General features: G+C 70.0%; 28 protein-coding genes. 19 read left to right on the top strand and 9 right to left on the bottom strand.

Going from position 1 to position 26706, the window contains the following annotated elements; translation table 11 throughout:
• Positions 1–13: 13 nt before the first annotated feature.
• Together FB471_RS17695 and FB471_RS17700 are read right to left on the bottom strand one after the other, a co-directional pair.
• Entirely contained in the window at positions 14–1096 is a 1083-nt protein-coding gene (locus FB471_RS17695; protein ID WP_141999561.1) for an inositol-3-phosphate synthase, read from the bottom strand.
• 53 nt (positions 1097–1149) lie between these two features.
• Positions 1150–1746: a PadR family transcriptional regulator gene (locus FB471_RS17700; protein WP_141999562.1), complete on the bottom strand. Its 597-nt coding sequence runs from the start codon at positions 1744–1746 to the stop codon at positions 1150–1152.
• 262 nt (positions 1747–2008) lie between these two features.
• Between FB471_RS17700 and FB471_RS17705 the strand changes: the two genes are divergently transcribed.
• Entirely contained in the window at positions 2009–2407 is a 399-nt protein-coding gene (locus FB471_RS17705; protein ID WP_141999563.1) for a DUF5318 domain-containing protein, read from the top strand.
• A 199-nt stretch (positions 2408–2606) separates the two neighbouring features.
• Here FB471_RS17705 and FB471_RS35150 read toward each other — a convergent pair whose 3' ends face one another.
• On the bottom strand, positions 2607–3074 hold the full coding sequence (locus FB471_RS35150) for a hypothetical protein (protein ID WP_246076454.1): 468 nt from the start codon (positions 3072–3074) through the stop codon (positions 2607–2609).
• Between the two features lie 93 nt (positions 3075–3167).
• On the opposite strand from FB471_RS35150, the gene FB471_RS17710 reads away from it, so the two are divergent.
• Together FB471_RS17710 and FB471_RS17715 are read left to right on the top strand one after the other, a co-directional pair.
• Positions 3168–5555: a transglycosylase domain-containing protein gene (locus FB471_RS17710; protein ID WP_246076455.1), complete on the top strand. Its 2388-nt coding sequence runs from the start codon at positions 3168–3170 to the stop codon at positions 5553–5555.
• Between the two features lie 42 nt (positions 5556–5597).
• Positions 5598–7148, top strand: a complete 1551-nt coding sequence (locus FB471_RS17715) for a glycosyltransferase family 87 protein (protein WP_141999565.1) — start codon at positions 5598–5600, stop codon at positions 7146–7148.
• Here FB471_RS17715 and FB471_RS17720 read toward each other — a convergent pair.
• Positions 7132–8469 (bottom strand): glycosyltransferase family 87 protein, encoded by a 1338-nt coding sequence (locus tag FB471_RS17720; protein WP_141999566.1) that lies wholly within the window; start codon positions 8467–8469, stop codon positions 7132–7134. The two genes, FB471_RS17715 and FB471_RS17720, sit on opposite strands and share 17 nt — an antisense overlap.
• Positions 8466–9242 (bottom strand): deoxyribonuclease IV, encoded by a 777-nt coding sequence (locus FB471_RS17725; RefSeq protein ID WP_141999567.1) that lies wholly within the window; start codon positions 9240–9242, stop codon positions 8466–8468. Before FB471_RS17725 ends, FB471_RS17720 begins: the two co-directional genes overlap by 4 nt.
• Positions 9243–9337: 95 nt before the next feature.
• On the opposite strand from FB471_RS17725, the gene FB471_RS17730 reads away from it, so the two are divergent.
• The 12 genes from FB471_RS17730 (at position 9338) to dnaB (ending at position 20623) form a co-directional block, all read left to right on the top strand.
• On the top strand, positions 9338–10189 hold the full coding sequence (locus tag FB471_RS17730; RefSeq protein ID WP_141999568.1) for a hypothetical protein: 852 nt from the start codon (positions 9338–9340) through the stop codon (positions 10187–10189).
• Between the two features lie 139 nt (positions 10190–10328).
• Positions 10329–11234: a hypothetical protein gene (locus tag FB471_RS17735; protein ID WP_141999569.1), complete on the top strand. Its 906-nt coding sequence runs from the start codon at positions 10329–10331 to the stop codon at positions 11232–11234.
• A 129-nt stretch (positions 11235–11363) separates the two neighbouring features.
• Positions 11364–12281: a hypothetical protein gene (locus FB471_RS17740; protein ID WP_141999570.1), complete on the top strand. Its 918-nt coding sequence runs from the start codon at positions 11364–11366 to the stop codon at positions 12279–12281.
• An 81-nt stretch (positions 12282–12362) separates the two neighbouring features.
• On the top strand, positions 12363–12704 hold the full coding sequence (gene rpsF, locus FB471_RS17745; protein ID WP_141999571.1) for a 30S ribosomal protein S6: 342 nt from the start codon (positions 12363–12365) through the stop codon (positions 12702–12704).
• Between the two features lie 16 nt (positions 12705–12720).
• Positions 12721–13212, top strand: coding sequence for a single-stranded DNA-binding protein (locus FB471_RS17750; protein ID WP_141999572.1), 492 nt, complete (start codon positions 12721–12723; stop codon positions 13210–13212).
• Between the two features lie 206 nt (positions 13213–13418).
• Complete coding sequence (gene rpsR / locus FB471_RS17755) at positions 13419–13667, top strand: 30S ribosomal protein S18 (RefSeq protein ID WP_141999573.1); 249 nt, start codon at positions 13419–13421, stop codon at positions 13665–13667.
• A gap of 11 nt (positions 13668–13678) precedes the next feature.
• On the top strand, positions 13679–14137 hold the full coding sequence (gene rplI, locus FB471_RS17760) for a 50S ribosomal protein L9 (RefSeq protein ID WP_141999574.1): 459 nt from the start codon (positions 13679–13681) through the stop codon (positions 14135–14137).
• 340 nt (positions 14138–14477) lie between these two features.
• A complete protein-coding gene (locus tag FB471_RS17765) occupies positions 14478–14885 on the top strand; it encodes a hypothetical protein (protein ID WP_141999575.1) in 408 nt (135 codons plus the stop codon).
• Between the two features lie 2 nt (positions 14886–14887).
• Positions 14888–15505: a DUF3558 domain-containing protein gene (locus tag FB471_RS17770; protein ID WP_141999576.1), complete on the top strand. Its 618-nt coding sequence runs from the start codon at positions 14888–14890 to the stop codon at positions 15503–15505.
• 5 nt (positions 15506–15510) lie between these two features.
• Positions 15511–16944: a hypothetical protein gene (locus tag FB471_RS17775; protein ID WP_141999577.1), complete on the top strand. Its 1434-nt coding sequence runs from the start codon at positions 15511–15513 to the stop codon at positions 16942–16944.
• Between the two features lie 15 nt (positions 16945–16959).
• On the top strand, positions 16960–17748 hold the full coding sequence (locus FB471_RS17780) for an ESX secretion-associated protein EspG (RefSeq protein ID WP_141999578.1): 789 nt from the start codon (positions 16960–16962) through the stop codon (positions 17746–17748).
• 583 nt (positions 17749–18331) lie between these two features.
• Entirely contained in the window at positions 18332–20623 is a 2292-nt protein-coding gene (gene dnaB / locus FB471_RS17785) for a replicative DNA helicase (protein ID WP_141999579.1), read from the top strand.
• Between the two features lie 92 nt (positions 20624–20715).
• Here the strand turns inward: dnaB and FB471_RS17790 are convergent, their stop codons facing one another.
• Positions 20716–21321 carry a TetR/AcrR family transcriptional regulator gene (locus FB471_RS17790; RefSeq protein ID WP_170220844.1) on the bottom strand — a complete coding sequence of 202 codons (606 nt, stop codon included), beginning with the start codon at positions 21319–21321 and terminating at the stop codon, positions 20716–20718.
• A 62-nt stretch (positions 21322–21383) separates the two neighbouring features.
• On the opposite strand from FB471_RS17790, the gene FB471_RS17795 reads away from it, so the two are divergent.
• The gene (locus FB471_RS17795; protein ID WP_141999581.1) at positions 21384–22064 is read left to right on the top strand and encodes a molybdopterin-dependent oxidoreductase; all 681 of its coding nucleotides are present in this window, start codon (positions 21384–21386) and stop codon (positions 22062–22064) included.
• 579 nt (positions 22065–22643) lie between these two features.
• Here FB471_RS17795 and FB471_RS17800 read toward each other — a convergent pair.
• The gene (locus FB471_RS17800) at positions 22644–23612 is read right to left on the bottom strand and encodes a helix-turn-helix transcriptional regulator (RefSeq protein WP_211358056.1); all 969 of its coding nucleotides are present in this window, start codon (positions 23610–23612) and stop codon (positions 22644–22646) included.
• Between the two features lie 110 nt (positions 23613–23722).
• Between FB471_RS17800 and FB471_RS17805 the strand changes: the two genes are divergently transcribed.
• Complete coding sequence (locus tag FB471_RS17805) at positions 23723–24130, top strand: VOC family protein (protein WP_141999582.1); 408 nt, start codon at positions 23723–23725, stop codon at positions 24128–24130.
• Positions 24131–24136: 6 nt separating this feature from the next.
• Here the strand turns inward: FB471_RS17805 and FB471_RS17810 are convergent, their stop codons facing one another.
• The gene (locus FB471_RS17810; RefSeq protein WP_141999583.1) at positions 24137–24616 is read right to left on the bottom strand and encodes a CGNR zinc finger domain-containing protein; all 480 of its coding nucleotides are present in this window, start codon (positions 24614–24616) and stop codon (positions 24137–24139) included.
• Between the two features lie 106 nt (positions 24617–24722).
• Between FB471_RS17810 and FB471_RS17815 the strand changes: the two genes are divergently transcribed.
• The gene (locus FB471_RS17815; protein ID WP_141999584.1) at positions 24723–25622 is read left to right on the top strand and encodes an alpha/beta fold hydrolase; all 900 of its coding nucleotides are present in this window, start codon (positions 24723–24725) and stop codon (positions 25620–25622) included.
• Here FB471_RS17815 and FB471_RS17820 read toward each other — a convergent pair.
• Positions 25600–26208 (bottom strand): TetR/AcrR family transcriptional regulator, encoded by a 609-nt coding sequence (locus FB471_RS17820; protein ID WP_141999585.1) that lies wholly within the window; start codon positions 26206–26208, stop codon positions 25600–25602. The genes FB471_RS17815 and FB471_RS17820 overlap by 23 nt on opposite strands.
• 63 nt (positions 26209–26271) lie before the next feature.
• Between FB471_RS17820 and FB471_RS17825 the strand changes: the two genes are divergently transcribed.
• Positions 26272–26700 (top strand): SgcJ/EcaC family oxidoreductase, encoded by a 429-nt coding sequence (locus FB471_RS17825; protein ID WP_141999586.1) that lies wholly within the window; start codon positions 26272–26274, stop codon positions 26698–26700.
• Positions 26701–26706 lie beyond the last annotated feature (6 nt).

The raw sequence follows: 26706 nt of genomic DNA on the forward strand, positions 1-26706 counted from the left end.
TGTTCCTTGACCTTCAGCTCTCCGGGTCGCCCGCGATGAACCGCTCGACGGCCTCGTGGGCGTCGGAGTCGGAGTACTGCACGGGGGGCGACTTCATGAAGTAGGAGGAGGCGGACAGCAGGGGGCCGCCGATGCCGCGGTCCTTGGCGATCTTCGCGGCCCGCACCGCGTCGATGATGATGCCCGCCGAGTTGGGGGAGTCCCAGACCTCGAGCTTGTACTCCATGTTCAGCGGCACGTCGCCGAAGGCGCGCCCCTCCAGCCGGACGTAGGCCCACTTCCGGTCATCCAGCCAGGACACGTAGTCGGAGGGGCCGATGTGCACGTTGCCCTTGCCGAGGTCCCGGTCGACCTGCGAGGTCACCGCCTGGGTCTTGGAGACCTTCTTGGACTCCAGCCGCTCCAGCTCCTTCATGTTCAGGAAGTCCATGTTGCCGCCCACGTTCAGCTGCATGGTGCGGTCCAGCTGGACCCCGCGGTCCTCGAACAGCCTGGCAAGGACCCGGTGCGTTATGGTCGCGCCGACCTGCGACTTGATGTCGTCACCGACGATCGGCACCCCGGCCTCGGTGAACTTGGCCGCCCACTCCGGGTCGGAGGCGATGAACACCGGCAGCGCGTTGACGAACGCCACCTTCGCGTCGATCGCGGCCTGCGCGTAGAACTTGTCCGCCTCCTCGGAACCGACCGGAAGGTAGGACACCAGCACGTCCACCTCGGCCTCGCGCAGCGCGGCCGCGACGTCCACCGGGGTCTCGTCGGACTCCTCGATGGTCTCCCGGTAGAACCGGCCCAGCCCGTCATGGGTGTGCCCGCGCTGCACGGTCACCCCGAGCGGCGGCACATCCGCGATCTTGATCGTGTTGTTCTCGCTCGCGACGATGGCTTCCGAGAGATCCCGGCCGACCTTCTTGGCGTCCACGTCGAACGCGGCGGCGAACTCGATGTCCCGAATGTGATAGCCGCCGAACCGCACGTGCATCAAGCCTGGCACGCGCGAGTCAGAGTCGGCGTCGCGGTAGTACTGGACGCCCTGCACCAGCGACGCCGCGCAGTTGCCAACGCCTACGATGGCCACCCGCAGGTTCTCGCCCATGCCGGTTCTCCTTACTCGTGGTTTGCGTGTGGTCTCCGCCGGGCCGCGGCGAGTCAGGTCTGCTGACCGCGCTGCTCGGCTTGTTCATGTGCGATCAACTCGTTGAGCCAGCGCACTTCTCGCTCGCTGGTCTCCAGCCCGAGTCGATGCAGCTCACGGGTGTAGCGGTCGATCCTCTCCTCGGCTCTGGACAGGGCGGCGCGTAGCCCTTCGCGGCGTTCCTCGACGCGACGGCGCCTGCCCTCCAATATCCGCATCCTGACGTCGGCCGGTGTCCGGGAGAAAAAGGTCAGGTGGACACCGAAACCCTCGTCGTCCCAGGTCTGCGGGCCGACGTCGGCGAGCAGTTCGGCGAACCGCTCCTTGCCCTCGGCGGTGAGCTTGTACACGCGCCGCGCCCTGCGTCCCCAGCCGCTCCTGCTCTGGGCCCGGGAACTCGACTTCGGCTGGCTCGCGGCGGGCTCACCCACCTCCAGGTCTTCCGGCTCCTCGACGATGAGGCCCGCGCGCTGCAACCGGCGCAGGGTCGGATACAGCGAACCGTAGGAGAACGTACGGAACATACCGAGCGTCTCGTGCAGCCGTTTGCGCAGCACATAGCCATGCATGGGGGCTTCGTGCAGTAGCCCGAGGACTGCGAACTCCAACACGATCCACCCCCTTCGGGAACAAACGGCTACGCCGGACGTTGCAGTGTCTATCCGACCGGCTGTGCTCAACCTACCGGTTCATTATATCGCATCGATACATCGACGTGGTGTATCTAACCTTACTCACGTGCGCCTACCGCCCGGCTGGGTCTCCCAGTGTTCACAAGAGAGTTATCGAATTCCCGGCGTGTCGGCTTAGTAACCGCTGTCACTACCCAGAACGGCCCACCGTGCACCCGGCTGGAGCACGTACTCTGTGGACGTGCGAACCCAGCGGCATGTCGTCGACTACACCTTGCAGCGCCGTGCGCTGCTCGCCGGGTACCGAGCGGGCAGGGCCGGTGCCGACGACGTCTGCGATGCTGGGCCGTACCTCCTGCGAGCTGCGAAGTTCCACGGCAGGCCGGGTGAAAGGGACTGTCCTGTCTGCCGCCGGGAGGCGTTGACCCTGGTTTCCTGGGTCTACGGGGACGAGTTGAAACACGCCGCGGGTTCGGCCAGGACGCCGGAGGAACTCGAGCGGATGGCCAACCTCTTCGGTGAGTTCACCGTCTATGTCGTAGAGGTATGCCGAGCGTGCCGCTGGAACCACCTGGTCCAGTCGTACGTCCTCGGTACCGGGAGGCCACACCGGCATTCGCGGAGGACCGCGGACCAGTGAGGACCGGGAACAACGCAGTGCTCCTACCAAGGAGACCGGACGTAGGCCGACTCGGCAGAAGGCGGCTGTGCTTGCGAGGCATGGGGGTCGGCCTGCTGGAGGTCGGATTGGTACCTACCGGCACAGTGACGACCCCCTGGCGGGGCCCGCACGCAGGCAACGGCAGGACGGCGCGCCCCGAGGCGCCGGTCTGGGAGGCTCAATCGTGAACGATCACCGCTGGCCAGGACAGGACCCCGAAGGCAGGCACAACCAGTGGCCGCCAGGCGAGGACCGCCAGGACGCCGGCCCCCAGTGGCCGACCGGTGACGAGCCGCCCCGCCCGCCCCGGCAGGGCAGGCCGCCAGGGCAGCCGCCCCGCCCGCCGCAACAGCAGCCCCGCTGGCCGGGCGCGGAGGACCAGGGACCTCGCTGGCCTGGCGGCAACGACCCGGACCGCGGCGGGCAACGCCCACGGCCCGCACAGCCCCCACCCGCACAGCCACAGCGGCCGGCGGGACCACCCCGGGCGCAGGACCCCCGGGGGCACCGGCAGCCACCGCCACCCCATCCGGGACAGCCCCCGCAGGCCGGCGGGTGGCCGGGACCGCAGGGACCCGGCCGCGGGCCGGGTCAACCGCCGGGTGGCCGCCCACCGGCCGGTGGGCGGCCAGGGCAGGCCGGGCACCGGCAGCCACCACCGGGACCAGCGGGACCCGCGGCCGCCGGGGCGGCGGGGGCCGGGGCGGCGGGGGCCGGGCAACCTCCGCGCCGCCCCCGGGTGGAGCAGCCGACCGGCATGGTCGGCAGCCGGATCGGCCCGGAGGACCGGGAACCGGAGTTGCTCACCCACGACCACCACGGCGCAGGCCAGGAAGACCCCGGCTACGGCCCGGATGACGGCTGGCCCGATGACCGCTGGCCCGATGACGACGAACAGCAGCTGCACGAGGGAGGCCTCGACGACGAGGGCGAGCCGAGGGGCAAGAACGGCAAGCCCCCGCTCACCCCCCGGCAACGGAAGAAACGTCGTTGGCGGCGGATCCGGCGCACGCTCTACGCCCTGTTCGGCGTGTTCGTGGTGCTGCCGGCCCTGGCGTTCACCGTCACCTACTTCCTGGTCGATGTGCCGACGCCGGAGGAGGTCGCCGCGGACCAGAACAAGGTGGTGACCTATCTCTTCTCGGACGGCTCCGAGATGGGCAAGGACGTGCCGCCCGGTGGCAACCGGGTGCTGCTCAAGTACAGCGAGATCCCGGACGTCACGAGGAAGGCCGTCTACGCCACCGAGGACGCCACCTTCGAGACCAACTCCGGGTTCGACGTCACCGGCATCATGCGCGCGGTGTACAACCAGGTCACCGGCGGAGTCGGCGGCGGATCGACGATCAGCCAGCAGTACATCAAGGTGGCCACCCAGAACGACGACTACAGCTACACCAGGAAGTTCCTCGAGCTGGTCAAGTCCTTCAAGATGAACCAGCAGCAGGAGAAGAGCGAGATCATCACCGCGTACCTGAACACCATCTACTTCGGGCGCGGGGCCTACGGCCTGCAGACCGCGGCGCAGGCCTACTACGGCAAGGACGCCAAGGACCTCAACGTCTCCGAGTCCGCCCTGCTCGCCGGGCTGATCCAGCAGCCGGGCCGCTCGGAGAACCGGGAGGTGGCCACCGAGCGGTGGAACGTGGCGCTGGACCGGATGGTGGAGAACAGGTGGCTGGACAAGGCCGAGCGGGACTCGCAGGAGTTCCCCGAGATGATCCCGATGGAGGAGAGCAGGCCGAACACCATGAACCAGGGCCCCGCGGCCTTCGTCAAGCATCGGGTGCAGGCCGAGCTGGAGGCCAAGGGCTACCCGGAGGAGAAACTGCAGGCGGGCGGCTACCGGATCCACACCACCATCGAGCCCGAGGCGCAGAAGCTCGCCGAGCAGGCCGTGGACAAGGTGATGAAGGGCCAGCCGGAGAACCTGCGCAAGGCGCTGGTCGCCGTGAACCCGAGGACCGGCGGGGTGATGGCCTACTACGGAGGACCGAACGAACCCGGCGTGGACCAGGTGGACTGGGCGAACACCCAGCGCAACCCCGGCTCCTCATACAAACCCTTCGACCTGGTGGCCCTGCTGCTGCGCGGTAAGGGTCTCGGCGAGACCTACGACGGCCGGTCCGGGCGCACCTTCGAAGGCCGCGAGCAGGTGGTGAACAACGCCGGCCCGAACTCCAGCTGTAGCGCGAAGTGCACGGTGGCGGAGGGGATGAAGCGCTCGGCCAACACCGTGTTCTACGAGATGGTGATGAAGGACACCGGCGTGCAGGCCGTGGTGGACGCGGCGGTCGCCGCCGGTATCCCGAAGGACCACGGCCCGGAAAGCCCGACCATGCAGAACGCGGACGGCAACATCGCCATCGGCGGTGGGACGACGAACGTCACCCCGGAGGACATGGCCTCGGCCTACGCGACCTTCGCCGCCGAGGGCATCCACCGCGAGTCGCATTTCGTGGCCAAGCTGGAGAAGTCCGACGGCACCCTGGTGTTCGAGGTGGACAAGAAGGGCGAACCGGCCTTCGATCAGGACGACTCGAAGCACAACGCGCAGATCGCGGGCAATGTCACCAGGTCGCTGGAGCCGGTGCTGCCGTTCTCCGACCTGGACTGCGCGGGCAACCGGGACTGCGCGGGCAAGACCGGCACGCACGAGGCGGCCGAGGACGGCGACGAGAACGCCCAGGCGTGGATGGTCGGCTACACCCCGTCCATCTCGACCGCGACCTGGGTCGGCACCGGAACCGGGGATCCCATTCGGGACAAACGGGGCAGGAAGGTCTACGGCAGCGGGCTACCGGGTGAGGTCTGGAAGGAGTTCATGGACTCCTACCTGAAGGGCAAGCCGAAGGAGAAGTTTCAGAAGGTGGACCTGATCGGCAAGCAGGTACGGGACTACACCCCGGAGACCCGCAGCCGCCGGAGCACCACCGAGCGGCGGTCCGAGACGACCGAGCCGGAGACCACCGGCCCGACGCAGACCTCCTCGCCCTCGATCTCGATAACCATCCCCACCCCGCCGACGAACTCGAAACCGGGCAACAGCACCGGCCCCGGCCCACCGGACGAGGAGGACAACGGGATCGGCATCCTGCCGGGGCGCGGGGAACGCGGCGACGAGTAGTCACCTACCACGGTGTCCCGGCGCGGCACGTAGCATGCGCCCGTGTCCAGCCAGTCCGAACCAACGCCCGATCCGGCGTCCGAGACAGCCTCGCTCGACGCCGGCAAGCGGGTGATCCCCAGTTGGACCGATCCGTTCGCCGCCACGGCCACCCGGCCGATCGGCGGCCCGCTCGGCGAGCACGCGGTGATCGGCAGACACTGGTTCTGGACCCCGCTGCGGGTTGGCCTGCTGCTGGCGGTACTCACCCTGACCCTCGGCTGGTTCGGCAAGGCCGCGTGCATCCAGCAGTACACCAACGACGCCGGGCAGGCCGAGCTGGACTGGCGCTCGGGCAAGCCGTACGTGGCGATGTGCTACTCGGACATCGTGCCGCTCTACGGCGCCGAGCAGTTGGACAGGCCCGGCACGTTCCCGTACGCCACCCAGTGGGTCGAGAACGAGGGAACCCCGCAGGAACAGGTCCGCTACATGGAGTACCCGGTGCTCACCGGGCTGTTCCAGTGGGTCAACGCGAAGCTCACGCACGCCTGGACCGAGGCATCCGAAGCGGGCTGGCTACCCGGCGCGCTCCCGGTCGCCGTGTACTTCAACGTCACCGCGCTGTTCCTCGGCCTCGCCTGGCTGGCGGCGGTGTGGGCGGTGGCGAGAACGGCGAGACGCCGGCCGTGGGACGCCGCGCTGGTCGCGGTCTCCCCGCTGGTGGTGGTGCACGCCTTCACCAACTTCGACACGCTCGCCGCCGCGCTCGCCGCTACCGGCCTGCTGGCCTGGGCGCGCCGCAGACCGATGCTGGCCGGGGTGCTGTTCGGGCTGGGTGCCGCGGCCAAGATGTACCCGCTGTTCCTGCTCGGGCCGCTGCTCGTGCTCTGCCTGCGCGCGGGGAAGCCACGCACCTGGGTGAAGACCGCGGTCAGCACGGCGCTCACCTGGGCCGCGGTGAACCTGCCGATCGCGCTCGCCTTCCCGGACGGCTGGCGGGAGTTCTTCCGGCTGAACGCCGAACGCGGGATGGACCCCGACTCGCTGTACAACGTGATCTCCTACTTCACCGGGTGGACCGGGTTCGACGGTGAGCTGGTGCGCGGGGAGAGTCCGGTCTGGCTGAACGCGGTCAGCGGCGCGCTGTTCCTTGCCTGCTGCGCGGGCATCGCCTACCTCGGCCTCACGGCGCCGGTGCGACCCCGGGTTGCCCAGCTTTGCTTCCTTGTGGTCGCGGCCTTCCTGCTCACCAACAAGGTGTGGAGCCCGCAGTACTCGCTGTGGCTGGTGCCGCTGGCGGTGCTGGCCATCCCGCGCTGGCGGCTGCTGCTCGGCTGGATGATCATCGACGCGGTGGTGTGGGTGCCCCGGATGTTCTACTACCTCGGCACGGACGACAAGGGCCTACCGGAAGGCTGGTTCCTCGGCACCGTGGTGCTGCGCGACATCGCCGTCATCGGGCTGTGCGTGCTGGTGATCAGGGAGATCTACCGACCGTCCACCGACCTGGTGCGGATGGGCGGCGAGGACGACCCCGCCGGCGGGGTGCTGGACCGAGCCCGCGACGCGTACGTGTTCCGGCGCCGCAGGTCGGTCACCGCGGCAAGGTAGGACTCAGCGGGTGTGCACCGTGCCGGTGCGCGAGGTCGGCCGGGCCGCCGGGCTCCTCCCATTCCCTGCTGCTCAGGAAGGCGACGAACAGCCCGGCGAGCAGTGCGGCCCGGCCCCAGACACCGATCATGACCGCCTGCGCGGCGAAACCGTCGTAGATGTGGCCGCCGTCGCCGCCCAGCTCGCCGTACCAGCGGAAGATGCCGATCCCCATGGCCAGGTCCGCGACGAGGTAGCCGAGCACCCAGCCCCAGCGCACCCGGACCAGCACGAACATCGGCAGCAGCCAGAGGGTGTACTGCGGCGAGTGCACCTTGTGCAGCAGCAGGAACCCGCACAGCATCGCCGCCGAGACCGCGAGCAGCGGGTAGCCGCCCTCGCGCCGGTAACGCTGCCAGCCGACGGCCAGCGCGACGGCGAAGGACACCAGGACCAGCAGCGGGGACACCACGTCGACCACCGACTGGAAGCTCGCGCCGTCCTCCGGCCGGAAGGCCCAGTACCACACCGAGTTGGTGGTGGCGTCGACCCGGCGCTCGGCCTGGAACCGGAAGGAGGCCAGCCAGCCGTCGAACCCGGCGAGGGCGAACGGCAGGTTCACCGCCACCGCGGTACCGGCCGCGACACCGAGCACCCCGGCGGCGCCGCGGAAATCCCATCGCCGGGCGCCGGTCCGGCCGCCGGTCAGCACGTACAGCGCCAGCGGGAGGACGAAGAACGCCGGGAAGACCTTGACCGCGAAACCCAGTCCGAGCAGCGCGGCCGCCCACAGCCCGCGGCTGCGCAGGCTTCCCCTGCCGAGCAGCACCACGGCAAAGGCACCGACCCCGCAGGCCACCGCGGGCAGCTCCCAGTTGTGGAAGGCGTACAGCACCAGCGGCGGGCCGATCGCCCACAGCAACGCGCGCCAGCCCGCGATCCGCCCCAGTAACCAGCCGGTCAGCAGCCCGAACGGGGCGAGCAGCAGTGCCGAGCCGAGCAGGAAGCCGGCGTCGGTGTCCGCGAAGGCGGCGCCCGCCCAGATCAGCATGCCGGTGAGCACCGGGTACTCCACCGCCCCACCGACCAGCCGGCCGTCGACCAGATCGCCGTGCACGTAGGGGAAGGTGTGCCGGTCGATGTCCCGGCCGATCCAGAGGAACTGGATATCGGAGTAGCAGGCGTCGGTGAAGTTGCGTTCGGAGTAGTTCGGCGTGCTGCGGCCGCTCTCGTCGAAGAACGGGCCGGTACACCGATCCTTGTTCAGGAAGCCGAGCGCGAGCGCGCACCCGCACAGCAGCACCAGCACCGCCAGTGCCGCGTTGCCGAGCCTGCCGCTCACGTGCCGAGTGCCTGCCGGAGGAACTCGATGTCGCCCTGCTGACCCTCGGCCGGGGTCTCCACCACCACCGGCGCGGCCGCCGCGCGGGCGACCTCGGCGAGCAGGTCCGGGTCGATGGTGCCCACTCCGCCGACCACGTTCGCGTGCCGGTCCCGGGTGGAGCCGAACTCGTCCCGCGAGTTGTTCAGGTGCACCAGGTCGATCCGGCCGGTGATGCCGAGCACCCGGTCCACCGCGTGCTCCAGCTCCCAGCCCGCGGCGAAGGCATGGCAGGTGTCCAGGCAGAAACCCGCGCCGAACTCGCCGACCACGTCCCACAGCCTGGCCAGCGCCTCCAGGTGCCTGGCCATCGCGTTGTCCCCACCCGCGGTGTTCTCGATCAGGATCGGGACACCGAACCCGCCCTCGTCGGCCTGCCGCTCGAACAGCTTGCGCCAGTTGGCGATCCCGGCGTCGGCGTCCTCGTCCTTGCGTAGCTGCCCACCGTGCACCACGAGCCCCTTGGCGGCGATCTCGGCCGCACCGGCCGCGTGCTGGACCACCGCCTTGCGCGAGGGCACGCGGACCCGGTTGTTCATCGAGGCCACGTTGATCAGGTACGGCGAGTGGATGAAGATCTCCACCCCGGCGGCGGCGAGGTCGTCTGCCTGCACCGGCCGCTGCGGCGCCTTCCAGCTCTGCGGGTCGGCGAGGAAGAACTGCACCACGTCGGCGCCACGTTCGCGGGCGGCCGTCAACGGGTCGTCGTCGCGGACGTGCGCTCCGATCAGCATGGCGCGAGGGTACCGACCGGAGCCGACGACCATCGAGTACGGTGCGGGCGTCCCGGGTGCTTGACCGGGACCACACACGCGAAGGGCGACCGAGCATGGCGAGGCTGCGGGCAAGCATCCGGCGGATCGGCACGGCAGGCGCGCTCGCGGCGCTCACCGCCGCCTTCGCCTGCACGGGTACCGCCCAGGCCGAGCGGGGCGGGGAGGACACCGCGGCGCGGGTGGTCGACGGCGACTGCGCCGCCACCCTGCACCGGGGCGCCGGGGACCCGCTCACCGTGGACGCGGGTGCGGTGCTGGACCGGCCCGGGGTGCTCACTTTCGGCCTCGGCAGCGCGGCGAAGGGCACCGGCGAGCAAGCACGGCCCACGCTGTCCCTGCCGGTCGCGGACCTCGTGGACGGCCTCGGCGGGCACCGGGTTCCGGTGCTCAACGAGGCGGGCACGGTGGTCTGCCGCACCGCGCAGGACACCACCAACGGGCTGGTCGCCGCGCTGCACGGCACGCCGTCGCCAGGGGACGAGCCGCCCGGCCGGCAGCCGTCACCGCCCGGCGGCGACCCCGCGCCGCCCGACGACCCGGGGGACGACCAGCGGGGCCAGGACCGGAACCGGCCGGGCGGCCCCGGATCCGCGGGCGGGACCGGCATCGGACCGGGCATCGGGCCGGCCAGCGGCGATCCGCGAACACCGAGCAACGGCCTCGCCGGCCCGGGCGCGATCATCCCGCCGGTCGACCCGCAGCCCGCGCCAGGCGCCCGGGTGCCCGAGGCCGACCCGGTCCCGCAACCACCTGCCGTGGACAGGGGAGACTCGGGCACGGCGCGGGCACTGCCCGAGTCCACCCCGCCGGAACGGCTGCCGCTGCTACTCGCCGTGCTGGCCCTGGCGGTGGTCACCACACTGCTGATGCGTAGCTGGACGCGCGGCAAGGTCAGGGCGTCCTGAGCCCTCGTACCGGACACCACCACGCAACGTGACCACCAGATCCACCCGAATGCGTCTCCCACTTCGGCAGGCCGCCGTCACGCTGCCCGGTTAGCGTCGTTGTACCTGGTGAGCGACATCAGTGGCGGGAGGGTGAGCGATGCCTGGTCGCACACGCAAGGCAACGGCGGTCTCCGCGGCCGCGCTGGTGCTGGCCGGATCCGCGGCACTGGCCGCCCCGGCCACGGCGGTGGCGGAGACCAAAACGGCCCAATGCGGCGGCACGGTCAAGGCCAAGCCCGGTGACCGGGTGCGGGCCACCCTGCTCGGTATCCCGCTCGACCTCGGCATCGTCAGCGAGGCCACCACCGTGCTCACCGGGACGGTCAGCGCGCTACTCGGCAAGGTCTGCACGGTCACCGTGCAGGTGGTGGACACCGTGGTCGCCCCGGTGCCGGGGGTGGGCGAACCCGCGGCGGACGCGATCAACAAGGGCGTGCAGGGCACCAGCAACACCCTCAGCGACACGGCGAACACGGTGGGCGGGGCGGTCACCGGCGGCGGCACCGAGCCGGTCGAGCGGAACCGCCCGAACCAGCCGGCCCCCGGCGGCAAGCCGGGTGGCAGCCCCGGCTCGAACCCGACCACCGGTGGCCCTGGCCGGGGTGACCAGGCGGGCGGTGTACCGGAGTCGAACAGCCCGGTGCTCGGTGGTGCTGCCGTACCCGGCTTCCCCGGGTTGCCGACGGACTTCAGCACCGGCTTCGCCCCGATGCGCGACTACAGCAACCTGCCGATCGCCACCGCGGGCCTGTACGCCCCCTCGCCCGGGGTCCGCTACGGCGGCCAGATCCCCGGCTACGCACCCGAGTTCGGCATCCTCGGCCAGCAGGGCACCCAGGACCCGCCGGACGACGGCGTGCGCAACGCCGGGGACGCGCGGGCACTCACCGGCGGCGCGGGCGGCCCGACCGACGGCACCAGCCTCCCGCTGCTGCTCGCGGTGATCGCGCTGGCCGGGGCGTCCGGCGCGCTGGTGCGTACCTGGGTGCTGCGCAAGGCGTAGGTTGGCACCGGAAACCGGCACCGGACGGTCGCGTATCCCGGCCGTACTCGACTCGTTACCTTGAACAGGGCGGCTTTCGGCTGTCCCGTGCACCCCGGCAGATGAGCGAACCGCGGAGGATGAGCGCTGGTGCGAACCCGAAGGACCCCTTTCGCCACCACCACCCGCAAGGTCCTCACCGCGACGGCGATCGCGGCGGCCATGACCGGCTTCTCGCTGGCCATCGGCGGCACCGCGAGCGCGGCGACCCTGAGCGCCGACCGGTGTGACACCACGGTGACCGGCGCCCCGACCACCCAGGTGGCGGTGGACGCCGACCCGCTGGCCGGAATCGTGCACACCGCTACCAAGGAGCGGAAGAACCTGCTCACCCTGCTGTCCATCAACCCGGACCAGGTTGCCGACCACCTGCGCAAAGGTGGACCGGTGCAGGTCGGCCGCGTACCCGGTTCGGGGGCCAAGACCGTCGACGGCACGCAGATCGGTGAGTTCGTGGTGCAGCGGCTGAAGGACTCGCCCGGTCTCGGTTGGCTGCCGTCGACCAAGCAGGACACGCTCGACCACATCAAGAAGAAGGTCGGCGGGCTGTGCGCCATGCGGCTGAAGGCCACGCCGCGGCCGACGACGGAGCAGCCCACGCGCACGGGCGGTGACACCGGTCACACCGGCTCGACCGGTGGCGGCACCCCGGACGCGAGCTCCGCCGGCGGCGTTCCCTCCGGCGGCTCCCAGGGACGGGCGCCGCGCAGGGACTACGGCGGCATCCCCACCGCGACCCCCGGGGTCGCCACCCCGCCCGGGCTGCGCTACCCCTCGCCGGAGACGGCACCGGGGCAGGACTCGCCGGAGTTCGGCATCCTCGGCGCGGACCCCGGTACCCAGCAGGCACCGGACCAGGCCGAGGTGCGCAACGCGGGCAACGCCGACGCGCTGGCCGCCGAGCCGGCCGGGAACAGCGTCCAGCTCCCGATGCTGCTCGCCGTGGTCGCACTGGCCGGAGTCACGGCCGCGCTGGTCCGCACCTGGGTGCTGCGCAAGGTGTCGTAACCCCCGGTTACACTCGAGCGTTGGACAACCCTCCTGTCACGGATCGTCCGTGACCGCGAAGCCCATAGGAGGTGAGTGGTTGTGTCACGCCATTACGAGGTAATGATCATCCTCGATCCGAGCCAGGACGAGCGCACGGTCTCCCCGACCCTGGAGAACTTCCTCAAGGTGATCCGGGACTCCGGCGGCAGCGTCGAGAAGGTCGACGTGTGGGGCCGCAGGCGGCTCTCGTACGAGATCAAGAAGCACGCCGAGGGCGTCTACGCGCTGGTGGACCTGAACGCAGAGCCGGACGCCGTCAAGGAGCTCGAGCGGCAGCTGTCCCTGCAGGAGATCGTGCTGCGAACCAAGGTCGTGCGCCGCGAGACGCCGCGCCCGGGTTCCCGTGCCGCCCGTACCGCCAACCAGCCGGCCAAGGTCTGAGGCCGGGGAGGTTCCCATGGCTGGAGATACCATCATCACAGTGGTCGGCAACCTGACCGCCGACCCGGAGCTGCGCTTCACGTCCTCCGGCGCCGCCGTCGCGAACTTCACGGTCGCGTCCACGCCGCGCATGTTCGACCGGCAGAGCGGCGAGTGGAAGGACGGCGAGGCGCTGTTCCTGCGCTGCAACATCTGGCGGCAGGCAGCGGAGAACGTCGCCGAGAGCCTGACCCGCGGTGCCCGCGTCGTCGTGCAGGGCAGGTTGAAGCAGCGCTCGTTCGAAACCAAGGAAGGCGAGAAGCGCACGGTCGTCGAACTCGAGGTCGACGAGATCGGGCCCTCGCTGCGGTACGCCACCGCGAAGGTGAACAAAGTCAGCCGGGGCAGCGGAGGCGGCGGCTTCGGCGGCGGTGGTGGCGGCGGCGGGTCCGCGCCGGCCGACGACCCGTGGGGCTCGGCCCCGCCGGCGAACAGCAGCGCCGGGTTCTCCGACGAACCGCCGTTCTGAGGCCCGGCTCGACCGAATAGGACACCTGCCGGCAGTACGAGTCGGGAACGCGCGTCTGGCGAAGCCCACGAGCGACGAGGCGGGGCGCACCACTTTCGAGGGAACGGCCGGGGCCGATTCCGAGCGCCGCCGAGTCGGGCGTGCCGCGCGTTCACGGCGAACACCGACCACCAGACCAACCACACTGATCACCCCAGGAGTCAACTGTGGCCAAGCCACCCGTTCGCAAGCCGAAAAAGAAGGTCTGCGTGTTCTGCAAGGACGCGAAGAAGGGCCGTGCGGAACTGATCGACTACAAGGACACGAACCTGCTGCGGAAGTACATCTCCGACCGCGGCAAGATCCGTGCCCGCCGGGTCACCGGCAACTGCAGCCAGCACCAGCGTGACGTCGCCACGGCGGTCAAGAACGCCCGTGAGATGGCGCTGCTGCCCTACACCTCGACCGCTCGCTAGGAGATCCCGTCATGGCGAAGATCATTCTTACCACCGACGTGGCGAACCTCGGCGGACCCGGCGACATCGTCGAGGTGAAGGACGGCTACGCACGCAACTACCTGCTGCCCCGCGGCTACGCCATCCCGGCGACCAAGGGCGCGGAGAAGAACGTCCGGGTCATCCAGCGCACTCAGGAGTCGCGCCGGGTGCGGGACCTCGACCACGCCAAGGAGCTGAAGGCCTCGCTGGAGGGGCTCGGCGCCGTCCAGCTCTCCGCCAAGGCGGCCGAGGGCTCGAAGAAGCTGTTCGGCTCGATCACCCCGACCGATATCGTCTCGGCGATCAAGTCGGCGGGTGGCCCGTCGCTGGACAAGCGGATCATCCAGCTCGGCAAGCACATCAAGACCGTCGGCAGGCACCAGGTCATCGCCCGCCTGCACCCCGAGGTGCGGGCCGAGGTTCCGATCGACGTCACGCCACAGCGATAAGACGGCATATCGACAAGGGCTCCTTCCCATGCCGGGAAGGGGCCCTTGTCGCTTTCGGTTACCAAGGAGACCGGAGGTAGGCCGACTCGGCGGAAGCGGCCCTGCTTGCGCGGCAGGAGGGGCGGCCTGCTGGATGTCGGATTGATACCTACCGGCCCAGTAACCGGCGGGAACCGGCGCCACCGCGTTAACATCCAAGGACCGGTCGCGCAGGTCGTCGCGCAGGTCACTGCCGGCAGCAGCGTACGAGAACCGCCGGGACCTGCGGTGGTGAGTGGCGGGAACGCGCGCTCGGTCGCGCGTTCCCGGCAAGCACTGATGCACGAAGGGGAACGTGATCATGTCTCAGCGCCAGTCGCATGCTCCGGTCGACACGCTGACCAGTGTCCCTGCGCCGGCACCGATCCAGGTCGGCAACAACGGCGCCAGCGGTGGGTACAAGTTCACCCCGGAAGAGGTGGACGGGGTCATCGCCAAGTGGCGGCAGCTGCTGGAGGACCTCCGCAGCGATGAACGTGAGGCGTGGCGGGTCGCCCATGTCCAGCCGCCGGGCCGGGAGTTCGCCAGCGGTGACTTCGTCGACCAGGGCGCCAACCCTTCCGGCAAGACTCTGCTCGAACAGCACCAGCGCATGATCGAGTACGTGGAGAGCTACATCGAGGCGTTGGAGAAGGCCAGCGGCAAGATCCAGGAATCCGAGGACGAGGCCCAGCAGGCCATCGCCAAGCAGGGACAGGGGATCGTGTGACCATGCTCCGCAGCACCCGGCTCGCCGGCGTCCTCGGCGCTGCCCTCCTGCTGGCCGCCTGCGGCGGCGACCAGACCGAGGGCAGCCCCTCGCTTTCCGGATCCGACGGGGACACCTCGACCGGCTCCGCGCAGTCCGCGCCGAGTGGCAAGCAGGGTGCCGCGCCGCGCGTGCCGAACCCGCTGCCGGTGGACGGGATCCTTGCCGACCCGTGCAACGCGCTGTCCGCCGCGCAGCTCTCCCGGATCGGGCTCGACGCACCCGGTACGAAACGGGAGACCCGAACCGGGTCGGAATGTGTCTGGAAGTCGGCGGCCTTCCAGGACAACTCGGTGAGCATCAGCCCGATGACCGCCAACGACAACGGCCTGGACGGGATCTACGCGAACGAGCCGGAGGACGAGTACTTCGAGCCGACCACCATCGGCGGATACCCGGCCGTGTACGCGAACGTCATCGACAGCCGTTCGAACGGCGACTGCGTGCTGTGGGTCGGGGTAACCGACGAGCTGGCCGTCAGCGTCATCACGCAAATCGCGCGGGGACCGAACGAGACCGATCCGTGCCCGGTGAACGAGCGGGTCGGCACGGCGATGATCGAGCAGCTCGGGAGGGGTTGAGAGGCATGCCGAACGACGCCTATGACGCCGGTCGCACCATCACCACGGTCGGCACCTACACCGGTGCCGGGGCGGCCATCGGTTCGGTCGTGCCCGGGGTCGGCACGGCGGTCGGCGCCGTGGGTGGCGCCGTCGTGGGTGGCCTGGTCAGCCTGTTCGGCGGCGGACCCGAGGCCGAGCAGCACGAGGCGAACATCGGCGGACGCTCGATCGACGCCCGGCAGATCTGGGAACAGATCCATCCCGGCAGCTCCGACTCGGTGCGGGACGGCTCGGACGCGGCGGGCAACCTGCAACGGGTGCACGCCGACCGGGCCGGCCAGGTGGACACGCTGAACCGGCTGATGGATGAGGCCTGGACCGGCGAAGCCGGCGCGCAGGCCCAGGCCGGCGCGCACCCGCTCGGTATCTGGCTGCGCGACTCCGCGACCAACCTCGAGCGGAGCTCGACCTACCTGAACAGTCAGGGCGAGTCCTTCGACACGACCAAGTCCCAGGTACAGGAGATCTCCGCGAAACCGCCGGAGGCGGGCTTCCTGGACGGGCTCAACCCGTTCAGCGACAAGGACGAGGAGATCGAGGAGTACAACCGGGTCGGCCAGTCGAACGTCCAGGCTTTCAACGCCTACTACCAGGCGAGCATGCAGAACGCGGCGCGGCTGCCGCAGTACACCGCTTGGGAGGGCAACACCATCTCCGACGGGGGCGGCGAGGACGGGAAGATCCACAAGCCCGCGCCCGGTGACCGCGGCACCGGCAACGTCCCACCGGGCGGAACCGGGAACATCCCGTCCGGCACGGGCAACATCCCCCCGTCCGGGACCGGGAACATCCCCTCGGGCACGGGCAACATCCCGGCACCGAGCGCGAACCTGCCCAATCCCGGTGGCGACATCCCGGGCACCGGGAACATCCCCGGGCCGGGTGGCGACATCCCGGGTTCAGGGGAGTACCAGCCGAACACCCCGCCCGGCACGGTCCCCGGCTACCAGTCGCCCGGCTGGGACGACAGCACGTCCACCTCCGGCTACACCCCGCCCAAGGTCCCCTCCGCGGACATCTCGGGCGGCGGTGGTGGCAACTTCGGCCCCGGCGGGTCGGGGGGGTTCGGTCCGGGGGGTGGATCGGGCGGCGGTTTCGGCCCCGGTGGTTCCGGTGGTTCCGGTGGGGCCGCCGGGCTCGGTGCCGGCGCCTCGACCGGTGCGGTCGCGCCCGGCGCCGGTTCCGGTGCGGGCGCGGGTGGCCAGGGCGCCGCCGGCGCCCGCGGAGGTGCCGGCGCCGGCCGGATGGGCGGGATGCCCATGGGGATGGCCGGTGGTGGCCGCGGCGGCCAGGGCGGCGGCGACGAGGAGCACCAGAACCGCTTCCTGGTCGAGGAGGACCCGAACTCGCTGTTCGGGTCGGACGAGCTCACCACCCCGCCGGTGATCGGCGAGTAGGACACTGGACCGAGAGTGCTGACCACACCACTGAAGTTCACCACCCCGACCCTGCTCCACCTGATCCGGCGCAGGGGAGGTGAACCGCACCAGACCCTCGCCGGCACGCCCACCTGGTACGACGAGGAGGCCCAGCGCACGGTGGACCAGCAGGTCAACGCCGTGCTGACCGAGCAGGGGTTGATGGGCCCGCGGGGGATGGACCGGGACCTGCTCGCGGCGCTCGAGTCGATCTCCCGGCCGCAGGTGGAGTACTACGGCTGGTTCGAGGGGCGGTTCGCCGACGCACCGCCGAACTTCACCGTGCTGGCGGCCGGCGGCAGCGGCGGGGCCTTCGTGCTCGCCCGGTTCATCGAGGACGACGGTGTGCTGATCACCTCGGAGCGACCGGAGAACCTGCTGCGGGGGTTCGTCAACCAGATCCCACCCGGCCGACCGGGCGGCGGGCAGGCGCTGGTGGTCAGCAAGGGTGAGTTCCTCAGCGGGCGGCCCTCCGGTGCGGATGACACCGGCGCGGGGGTGCTGCGCCCGGCTCCCGGCCAGGACCAGGCGTCCTCGATCAACGAGATCAAGCGGATCCTGCAGGCGGAGCGGATCAGCGCGGGCAGCCTGTACGTGGCCGTGCGCGGGCAGTCCGGCGTCCGGCGGCGGTGCGAACGGCCGCTGAACTTCATCGACACCGCCGAGGGGCGCTGGTTGATGGAGGAGGTACCCGGCCGCGGTGAGCCGCTCGTGGTGTTCACGCCGGCCACCCCGCAGTTGCTCGCCGAGCGGCTGCGGAACGCGCAGAGCACGCTCAACTGACCGCCGGTCGACTACCCACAGTATCCACGGCTTCGCTTGGCTGGCCGGTGCCCCAGGCCCGTTCAGCCTAGCGGGCGGCTGCCCTACGTTCCGTAGCTTTTATCCACAAGGGCTGTGGGTCACCGCGGAGCGGGGGCGGCACGACACGCCGAACCCCCGACTCGGTGCGACACGCCGGATGAGTTCCAAAGAAGTTCTCCACAGCTTGCCCACAGGGCTTGACCTGCGATTTCACTAACAACTTCAGGCACTGTCCCCAGGTTGTACACAGGTAGAGCACGCCTTGTGACTCGTTCCGGCCCGTCATCAACAGGTAGTCCACAGGGCGATCCCCAGGCCGGTTTGCGCTGCTTCTTCCGGGGGATCTAGCGTGCCGCCGAACCGGTCGCGAAACGCCGCCGCAAGCTCCCCGCCGAATGACCACGGATCGGGTATAATCGAACTGGTGTTCGACCCCCTGGCTCTCCGGGGGTTGTGGAGCCGAGGGGGCGTGCGGCGGTGAGCCGAGCAACGCGCTCGGCCGACCCCATCCGGTTCACCACGAACACCGGGTCAACGACAGGCTGAGGAGGTGCATCCGCCGGTGGCGATCACCGACGACCGCGGTCCCGCGTTCGCGACCCCCGAGAACGGCGAGTCTCGGCAAGGCGAGTTCGATCGCCAGCCGCCGCAGGACCTCGCCGCGGAGCAGTCCGTGCTCGGCGGCATGCTGCTGTCCAAGGACGCCATCGCCGATGTGGTCGAGGTACTGCGACCCGGCGACTTCTACCGGCCCGCGCACCAAGCCGTGTACGACTGCGTGCTGGACCTGTACGGCCGGGGCGAGCCGGCCGACCCGATCACCATCTCCGCCGAGCTGGAACGGCGCGGCGAACTCGGTAGGGTCGGCGGGGCGCCATACCTGCACACCCTGATCGCCACCGTGCCGACCGCGGCCAACGCCGGCTACTACGCGGAGATCGTGGCCGAGAAGGCGGTGCTGCGCAGGCTGGTCGAGGCCGGCACGCGGATCGTGCAGTACGGCTACGGCGCCAGCTCCGCCGAGGGCAGCGACGTGAACGAGGTGGTCGACCGCGCGCAGGCCGCCATCTACGAGGTCACCGAGCGGCGCACCAGCGAGGACTACGTCGCGCTGGAGGAACTGCTGCAGCCGACCATGGACGAGATCGACGCGATCGCGTCCCGGGGCGGCTCGGCGCAGGGGATCCCGACCGGCTTCCTGGACCTGGACGAGGTGACCAACGGCCTGCACGCCGGCCAGATGATCATCATCGCCGCCCGGCCAGGGATCGGGAAGGCGCTGGCGCTGGACACCCCGCTGCCCACGCCGCGGGGCTGGACCACCATGGGCGAGGTGCGGCAGGGGGAGCGGCTGCTCGGCTCGGACGGGCGGCCGACCACGGTCGTCGCCACCACCGAGGTCATGCGGCAGCGGCCGTGCTACGAGGTGGAGTTCGCCGACGGCAGCGTGCTGGTCGCGGACGCCGAGCACCAGTGGCGCACGGCGGACCACGCGGTCCGTACCACCCGGCAGCTCGCCGGCCGCTCCGGCTGCGCCGTGCGGAACACCACGCAGCTACGGCTGCCGGAACGGGAGCTGGACCCGCACCCCTACGCCCTCGGCTCCTGGCTCGCCGACACGCGGGCGAGCGGCACCCGGTTCCACCCTGCCGACCCGGAGGTCGCCGCGCGCCTGGAGACCGAGGCCGGGCTGACCGTGTGGCCGTCGGCCGACTCCCGGTTCGTGGCGGAACTTCCGGCCGGCGCGGCGCTCGAGCACACCGGCCGCGAGTGCATTCCCGCGCGTTACCTGCGCGCCTCCGCCGGGCAGCGGCGCGCCCTGCTGGCCGGGCTGCTGGACACCGCGGGCAGCGTCGGCGACTCTGGCGAGATCCGCCTCGCGCTCCCCGGAACCCGCCTGGCCGAGGACGTCCGTGACCTGATCGTCGGCCTCGGCTACGGCTGCTCGCCTGCCGCCGAGGTGCTGTGCTTCGACACCGCGGACCGGGTGTTCGGCACCGAGCACCAACACCTGCGGCACAAGCACCTGCTCGGCGGGCGGGCCGGCACGGAAACCGCCCGGCGGATCGTGGCCGTGCGCGAGGTGCCCAGCGTTCCGGTGCGCTGCGTGCAGGTGGACGCGGCCGATCACCTCTACCTTGCCGGCCGGTCCATGATCCCGACGCACAACTCCACGCTGGGGCTGGACTTCGCCAGGTCGTGCTCGATCCGGCACGGGATGACCAGCGTGATCTTCTCGCTGGAGATGAGCCGCACCGAGATCGTGATGCGCATGCTCTCGGCGGAGGCCCGGATCCGGCTGCAGGACATGCGCGGCGGCCGGATGTCCGATGACGACTGGACCCGGCTGGCCCGGCGGATGAGCGAGATCAGCGAGGCGCCGCTGTTCATCGACGACTCGCCGAACATGACCATGATGGAGATCAGGGCGAAGGCGCGCAGGCTCAAGCAGCGCAACGACCTGAAGCTGGTGGTCGTGGACTACATGCAGCTGATGACCTCGGGCAAGCGGGTCGAGTCGCGGCAGCAGGAGGTCTCCGAGTTCTCCCGGCAGCTCAAGCTGCTCGCCAAGGAGATCGAGGTACCGGTGGTGGCGATCAGCCAGCTCAACCGTGGCCCCGAGCAGCGCACGGACAAGCGGCCGATGCTGTCCGACCTGCGCGAGTCCGGTTCCCTCGAGCAGGACGCGGACATCGTGCTGCTGGTCAACCGGCCGGACGCCTCGGAACGGGACGACCCGCGGGCCGGTGAGGCGGACCTCATCCTCGCCAAGCACCGCGCCGGTCCGACATCCACCGTGGTGGTGGCACACCAGCTGCACTACAGCCGGTTCGCCGACCTCGCCCAGAGCTAGGCAGGACGTCTGTAGGTTTCACGGTCGATGTCGTAATCTCACGAACAGTGTCGTGTGGATGTCGTATACGGCATTGCGATGAGATTCGCCGATTACCCGGTAGCGGCGGCTCGAACGCCGCGAAGGACGATGTCGAGTACGGCGTCGGCCTCGGAGCGGGCGGCCTGTGGATCGGCGGCTCGGGCGATGTACAGCGCGGAGCCGTAGAGGCCTCCAAGCGCGACGTGTGCCAATGGGTCGAGCGCGACACCTGGCAAGGCGGCGCTGTCCACCAGCGGGGTCAGCACGGTACGCAGCATAGGTAGCTCGACGCCTTCGAGACCGCCTTCCCAGGAGTTCGCGGCTTGCACCGTCACGCTGTCGATGATCACGATCTGCCGAAATGTCGGCTGCAAGCAGGCGTCGAGGAACGCGGACAAACCCGCCCGCACCGCGGCCCACGGATCGTGTTCGGCCAGCGCCGCGGCCATCACGGCTTCGGCGGCTTCGTCCAGCACCACGTCATAGACCGCCTCGAACAGCGCGTCCTTGCCGCTGAAGTGGTGATAGAGCGCGCCCTTCGCGATACCGGCGCGCCGCACGATGTCGTCGATCGCGGTCGCCGCGTAGCCCTGCTCGGCGAACCGCTCCCGCGCGATCCCGACCAGCAACTCACGCGTGGCCTCCGCTTGCCGTTCCCGCAGCCGCTTGACACTCACCGGCCCACCATACAGACTGACCGTCAGTCGGTGAACGACCGTCGGTCGGTTTGGAGCCCAAGATGAAGACACTTCCGCCCGGACAACGCCGCGTCGACGGATTCCCGCGCTTCGGGACACACCTGCACCGGCCGCCCCCTCCCGTGCCCGCGGACCCGGTTATCGCCCTAAGCGGTGCGGTGCGCCGACGCCCGGAGGTGCGGCTGGCGGAACTGTCCCAACTGCCCCGGCGTGAAATCGTCGCCGACTTCCACTGCGTAGCCGGCTGGACCGCGACCGACCTGCGTTGGGAAGGCGTGCGCTTCGCCGACTTCTATCGCCTGTTCGTCGAACCCGCGCTGGAGCCGGACACCACGGTCACTCACCTTGCGTTCGAAGGCCTTGACGAAGTCGCATCCGTGGTCGAGTTGCGAGACGCGCTCGCCGACGATGTCCTACTGGCTGACCAGTTGAACGGACGACCTCTCGCCGGCGACCACGGTGCGCCGATACGGCTGATCTGCCCGACGCAGTACGGCTACATGAGCACCAAGCACCTTTGCCTCATCGAAGTGTGCTCGACGCTGCCGGTACACCGTCTCGGTGCCGGCATCATCGACCGACTGATCGAAGGGCATCCGCGGGCACGCGTCTGGCACGAGGAACGCCACGCCCGCATCGCCGGACGGCTGGTCCGGCCGTTCTATCGCGCCCTCATCCGCCCAATCCGCTATCTCTGCTCGAAAGGAGCGCAAGACACATGAGAGCCCCAACGACGTACTGAAAGCCCAGCGGTGGATCATCGACGACATCGTCCACGACTTCGACGTCGAGGACGCCTGGCGCCTGGCCGCCCGTGCCCGGAACTGACGAGCGGTCGCTGATCGGCCGGGTGCCAGCGGAACTCCGCCACACGGCAACGGATTCTCGCCTCACGGGAAAGCCATTCCGTCCGCTGTACCTCACCGACACCGAGTTCGCCGACGAGATACCCAACCGGACAATGTACGGCGTGATGCACCTGGCCCGGGTGGGCCGAACGACGCAGCTCACGCGGACGGAGCGGTGATCTTCTGAGTCCGGCTCACCCAGTGGACGGAGAACACCACCGAGCGTTGCCAGGGCTGGTCATCGACCCAGCGAGTACCACACCGCCTGATCGATCCAGGTTGGAGCACCGGCCCGCTGGACCAGACATTCAGGCGAGGAAATGACACGGATCCGAGACCGGCCGCGGGTGACACGGCCGTGAGACAACCGAGAAATCCCAGGTCAACGAAGATCGACATGTCATCGGCGGCGAGACTCTACAACGTCGAATACCCGGCGCGTGATCAGTCGCCCTACCGCGCGTCGGCGTGGCCGGCGAGCCTGCTGGCCAGTGCTCGCACCAGGTCACGGAGGGCGTCGGGGTGTTCGACGACGAAGGGCCGATCGAGCGCGGCGAGCAGGGGTGGTATCCATCCGAGCCGCTGTGCCCTTATCCGGGCCCGTACCCAGGAAGTGCCGGGGTCGATCTCCTCCAGCCGGGCGACGGACGGCGGGAAGACGGAGCGGATCTGCTCGGGCGTCGATCGAATCCGCACGGATACCTCGTGCTGGTACGGCGCCTCGGCGAGCGCGGTCAGCACCCGCTGGGCGGGGTCGAATCCGCCTGGTATGTCGAACGTTCCGACGCGCATCTCGACGGTCGTGATCCGGTCGACGCGGAACGTGCGCACCTGCCCGCTGGCGCAGTCGAAGCCGGTCAGGTACCAACGCCCGGAGTGGGCCACGATCCCGTACGGATGGACGACGCGTTCGCTGGCACCGCCGTGGCCGGCGACGTAGCCGAGATCGACCGGGCGACGATCCCGCGCCGCCTCCGCGACAGTGAGCAGGACCTCGGCCTCCGCCGTGAGTGCCGATCGTGCGGGCGCGGTGAAGTCGGCGATCTCCAGCAGCGCGTCGAGCCGGCGGCCAAGAGCTTCGGGGAGCACTCGCCGGACTTTCGCGACCGCGCTCTCGGCGGCCGCGACCGAGGTGCTGATCAACCCGGCGCGCCGCCCCGCGATCAGACCGAGCAGGGCAGCGAGTGCCTCCTCCTCGGTGAGCATCAGCGGAGGCATCCGGTAGCCAGGGGACAGGCGGTACCCGCCGTGCCGACCGCGCACCGAGCGGACCGGGATGTCCAGGTCGAGGAGGTGGTCGACATAGCGGCGGACGGTGCGCTCGTCCACGTCCAGCCGCCCGGCCAACTCGGCAACGGTCCGGGTGCCTCCGCGCTGGAGGATCTCCAGCAAGGCCAGCACACGGGCGATCGGCCGAGTCACGCACAGGATCCTCCAATACCGGGCGGATCCTGTCCACTATTGCCTCTAGCGTGTCCGGTGTCCCCCGGAGGACGGGTCGGAACCGCCCTCCAGCGCAGAAAGGATCCACCGTGCAGCTTGTCTCCGTCCGCGTCATCACCAACGACGTCGCCCGCCTTGTCGAGTTCTACGAGCAGGTAACCGGTCTCGATGCTCGGCGGCCCGCCGAGCAGTTCGCCGAGCTCGTGGGCCCCTCGTGCACGTTGGCTATCGGCAGTGCCGAGACGATGGCGCTGTTCAGCGCCGGGGCGGCCGTACCCGAGTCGAACCGGACCGCGATCCTCGAGTTCCTCGTCGAGGACGTCGACCGGGAGTACGAACGGCTGGCGAGCCTGGCTGTCGCCCCCGAGATCGTGCAGAAGCCGAACACGATGCCGTGGGGAAACCGCTCCCTGCTGTTCCGCGACCCCGACGGCAACCTGGTCAACTTCTTCACCCCGCTCACCGACGAGGCCCGCGCGAGGCTCGCCCGCCGGTAGTACCGGTCAGCGGGTGCGCCTGTAGTGGCGACGTGCTTTCTCGCGGTTACCGCAGACGGCCATCGAGCACCAGCGGGCGCGGTTGGCGCGGCTACGGTCGAGCAGGAACAGCCGGCACTCGTCGTTGGCGCAGGGGCGTAGCCGGCCGGGTAGTTGCTTCTCGGTGGCAGCCCAGGCGAGGACCATCTCGACGGCCAACCGGGCGTGCGGGGGAGTCTTGACTGTCCACTGAAGGCCATCCGACGTGAGCTCCGGAACCTGATGGACCCCTTCGAGCAACGGGCTCAACGCGGCGGGCGAGCTTTCTCCCCGCACCACGTCCCGCAGGATGTCCCGCGCCTCGCGCAGCAACGCCAGCTCCGCGAGGCTGCCTTCGCCGCCGTGCTCCCGCGCCCAGCGTCTGCCTCCGGCCGGGTCGCCGAGCACGTCCTGTTCCTCGCCGTTGACCAGTGGCCTGCTGTTGAGCAGGTCCAGCAGCGCGTCCATCGGGTGCCGCTCTCCTTATAACCAGATCGAATCCTTTGACAGGTTATCCCATCCCGTGCTTGTATGACGAGGAACTAACCGTATCAACCGTTCGAAGGGGTTATAAATGAACTCGGTGCGCCACCGGACCGCCACCGTCGAGGGCCATGAGATCTTCTACCGCGCAGCCGGCCCCGCCGACGCCCCCACGATCGTGCTGCTGCACGGCTACCCCACCAGCTCGTTCATGTTCCGCGAACTCATCCCGCTGCTGGCAGGGGACTACCACGTCATCGCGCCGGACCACCTCGGCTTCGGCCACTCCGCCGCCCCCCGCGTAGGGGAGTTCACCTACACCTTCGACGCCCTCGCCGAACTCACCTCCGGACTACTCGACCAGCTGGGCCTGGACCGCTACGCCCTCTACGTCCAGGACTACGGCGCTCCCATCGGCTGGCGCCTCGCGCTCAAGCACCCCGAACGGATCTCCGCCCTCGTCACCCAGAACGGCAACGGCTACGAAGACGGTTTCGTCGAGTCGTTCTGGACCGACGTCTGGGCCTACGGGGCGAACCCCGGACCCGACACCGAACCCGCCGTCCGCGCCGCGCTGAGCCTCGACGCCATCCGCTGGCAGTACCTGCACGGCGTGCCCGACCCGAGCCTGGTCAGCCCGGACACCTGGGAGCACGACTTCGCCCTCGTCTCCCGCGAAGGCAACGACGAGATCCAGCTGGCGCTGTTCCGCGACTACCAGAACAACCGCCCGCTCTACCCGCTGCTGCACGAGTTCCTGCGCACCAGCGACGTCCCGGTGCTCGCCGTGTGGGGCCGCAACGACGAAATCTTCGGCCCGGCCGGCGCGCGAGCCTTCGCCCGCGACGCCAGGGACACGGAGGTACACCTGATCAACGGCGGCCACTTCCTGCTGGAGAGCCACCTGGACGTCGTCGCGGGTTACCTGCGCGGCTTCCTCGGCCGCGTGCTGGACCGCGCCAACGGCCCTACCCGGTCAGCACGGCCGTGACCAGGGTTTCCTCCAGCCACGCCTGATAGTCCTCGGGGGACCAGCCGGCGTCCAGCACCAGGCTGTCGTGCACGCCCGCGCTCATCAGGGCCACCGCGATATCGACCGCCCCGGGGTGCACCCGGTGCCCCGCGTCCCGGATGCGCTGGACGACCAGCTCGACGCCGAGCCGGTTACGCCGCTGTCCCTCCGCCTGGGTGACCGCGATGTCCGGGTCGACCGCGGCACCCGAGCCGAGGATCCGGACGATGTCGCCGCAGCGCTCGCGGACCTGGCGGCAGGCCCGCGCCAGCAGTCCGAGCAGTCGCGCCGGGTCGGTCATCCCCTCCGCCTCGGCCATCAGGTCCGGCAGGCCCGCCTCCTCGTCCAGCAGATCGACGAGGCCGGCGAGGACACCCGCTTTGGACCCGAAATGCGCGTAGATGGTCTGCGGCGCGACCCCGGCTTCCGTGGCGATGAGCCGGATCGGGGTACGGGCGTAGCCGCGCTCGGCGAACAGCCCGCGGGCCGCGATGAGGATCGTGCGCAGGGTCAGCGCCTCGCGCCGGTCGCGCAACCGAACGACGCCGGGCAGGTCCGCGGGCATGTAGACTCCGATTAGAACGTTGTTCCAATAACAAGAACACTATTCTAACAAGGTGGGGTGACCATGACCGTCGCGCGGATCATCGCCGAGCTGGCCCGGGCCTGGAACGCGGGTGACGGCGCCGCCTGGGCCGCGAACTTCGCGGAGGACGCGGACTTTGTCGACGTGGTGGGGCGGGTGCAGCACGGCAGGGAGGTGATCGGCAGGGAACACCAGAAGATCTTCGACACGATCTACCGGGGAAGCAGGCTGGAGATCCACGAGCTGAACAGCCGCGGGCTCGCCGGGGACGTCCTGCTGGTACACACCGTCTCCGCACTGGAAGTACCGTCCGGGCCGCGCGCGGGGAACTGGCGGGCGATCCAGACGAAGATCATCCGGGACGGGGAGATCCTGGCCTTCCACAACACCGGGCGGGACAGCCTGGCGGGCTTCACGAACCAGGACGAGGACTTGGCCCAGCTCGACCCGCTGGACTGGCAGGGCTCCTGAGCGGAC

Origin of the sequence: Amycolatopsis cihanbeyliensis (genome assembly GCF_006715045.1) — a bacterium.
Lineage (GTDB): Bacteria > Actinomycetota > Actinomycetes > Mycobacteriales > Pseudonocardiaceae > Amycolatopsis > Amycolatopsis cihanbeyliensis.